The sequence below is a fragment of the Mesorhizobium sp. M7A.F.Ca.US.006.04.2.1 genome (genome assembly GCF_004022915.1).
Lineage (GTDB): Bacteria > Pseudomonadota > Alphaproteobacteria > Rhizobiales > Rhizobiaceae > Mesorhizobium > Mesorhizobium ciceri.
This window is the reverse complement of record NZ_RZQA01001155.1, coordinates 1-1,519: the sequence shown is the minus strand read 5'-3', so window position 1 is coordinate 1,519 and position 1,519 is coordinate 1. Positions and strand designations below refer to the sequence as shown.

At 55.6% G+C, this 1,519-nt stretch carries 3 protein-coding genes and 1 pseudogene; 2 read left to right on the top strand and 2 right to left on the bottom strand.

Translation table 11 applies throughout. The features are described from left to right. The first annotated feature begins 99 nt into the window (after positions 1 to 99). Entirely contained in the window at positions 100 to 444 is a 345-nt protein-coding gene (locus tag EN925_RS35330) for a hypothetical protein (RefSeq protein ID WP_013531260.1), read from the top strand. 125 nt (positions 445 to 569) lie between these two features. Here EN925_RS35330 and EN925_RS35325 read toward each other — a convergent pair. Further along, positions 570 to 692 (bottom strand): annotated as a pseudogene (locus tag EN925_RS35325) (LuxR C-terminal-related transcriptional regulator); the annotation flags it as partial. A 103-nt stretch (positions 693 to 795) separates the two neighbouring features. On the opposite strand from EN925_RS35325, the gene EN925_RS41210 reads away from it, so the two are divergent. Continuing rightward, complete coding sequence (locus tag EN925_RS41210) at positions 796 to 1,161, top strand: transposase (RefSeq protein ID WP_245461102.1); 366 nt, start codon at positions 796 to 798, stop codon at positions 1,159 to 1,161. A gap of 47 nt (positions 1,162 to 1,208) precedes the next feature. Here EN925_RS41210 and EN925_RS41205 read toward each other — a convergent pair. Continuing rightward, positions 1,209 to 1,519: hypothetical protein (locus tag EN925_RS41205; protein ID WP_245487418.1), on the bottom strand; the 311-nt coding region annotated here is incomplete at its 5' end.

Genomic DNA, 1,519 nt, shown 5'->3' with positions numbered 1-1,519 from the left:
AGATAAGCTATCGAAGGCTGACAGTCCTAAGTCCGGAAGCGGCGGTAGCGGATCTGACAAAGGGTCAGCGGTTAGCGTCAACGATCACGAGGTCAGCAAATGATCAACGAAGATAGGATAAAGGCGGTAAAATCTTTGATAGGATTGGAGAAACCAATAGATTCATGTATAAATGCCTTAAATACTTTTTCTTGGGATTATGATGGAGATCCTGTTATTTTAAATCGAACAGATGTTGAGAGCGTTATGAAGAGATTTCTAGATGGAAATTTGAGCAAAACTGATCTAGAAGCATGGGCAGACGCAATAGAACTTCGAGACGATATAGCATTTTATGGATCAGATGCCAATTGGATAAAGATGGTTATTACAACCCTATCGACACCGCCGCTATATGGTCCGATCACAAGAGAGAGTGTCGAGCAACTTCTCGGATTGCAGTGACAGTGTCCTTTTACCATCTTCGCCCGGCCGTCATTGTGTGTAAATTGATCACATGGCTCGCCTTGCCCGCATTATCGTTCCCGGGCTGCCACACCATGTGAAGCAACGAGGTGACGGGTAAAAGCTCAAAACCCCGCCTGATCGCGAAACAGCTCCGCATTGTCCAGCTTCGAAACGTCGATCACCGCTTGCGTGCGGCTGTAGACATTGAGCTTGCGCAGAATCTCCGAGACGTGCGCCTTCACCGTGGGAATTACGGTGACAGTGCACCTTTTGCCCCGTTTGCTCGAATTACGGTGACAGTGCACTTTTTACCCTATTCGCCGGCATCGCCGCGTATAAACTGACCGCATGGCCCGCCTCGCCCGCATTGTCGTTCCCGGTCTGCCGCACCACGTAACGCAGCGTGGCAACGGGCGCGCCAAGGTGTTTTTCACGTCCGAAGACTACGCGCTCTACAAGGACCTGCTGGTCGAGTATTGCCGTGCCGCCGATGTCGGCATCTGGGCGTGGTGCCTGATGCCGAACCATGTGCACCTGATCCTGACGCCGGCTGACCCGGATGGCCTGCGTCGTGCGCTTGCCAAGGTGCACCGTGCCTATGCCGGGGTCATCCACCGCGGCAAAAGAAAACCGGGCATTTCTGGCAAGGCCGCTTCGGAGCGGTGGCGATGGACGAGGATCATCTCCTGTCGGCGGTACGTTATGTCGGGCTGAATCCCGTGCGCGCCGGACTGGCAAAGCAGGCGGCGGATTGGCCCTGGTCAAGCGCTCGGGCACATCTGACAGGTGAACCCGATGACGTCACGGATTTGCGGCCGATGAAGGACCGGTTGCCGTCGTCGGCCGGACTGTTCGATCGAGACGGACATCGCGGCGTTCGACGCCTTGCGCAAGGCCGAGGGCATCGGCCGGCCGGTGGGCAGCGAGGCATTTCTGGACCGGATTTTCGGGCAAACCGGAAAGGCCGTGAAACTGCGGAAGCGAGGCAGGCGGCCAAAGGAAAATGGTGTACCGTCACCGTAATTCTTGAGCGCGGCGCCTGATGGGTTACCCTCCCCTTGATGGGGAGGGT

What these genes read in the sequence shown, in the direction of transcription:
- EN925_RS35330 (WP_013531260.1), top strand. Translation starts at nt 100, where the DNA reads ATGATCAACGAAGATAGGATAAAGGCGGTAAAATCTTTGATAGGATTG.
- EN925_RS41210 (WP_245461102.1), top strand. Translation starts at nt 796, where the DNA reads ATGGCCCGCCTCGCCCGCATTGTCGTTCCCGGTCTGCCGCACCACGTA.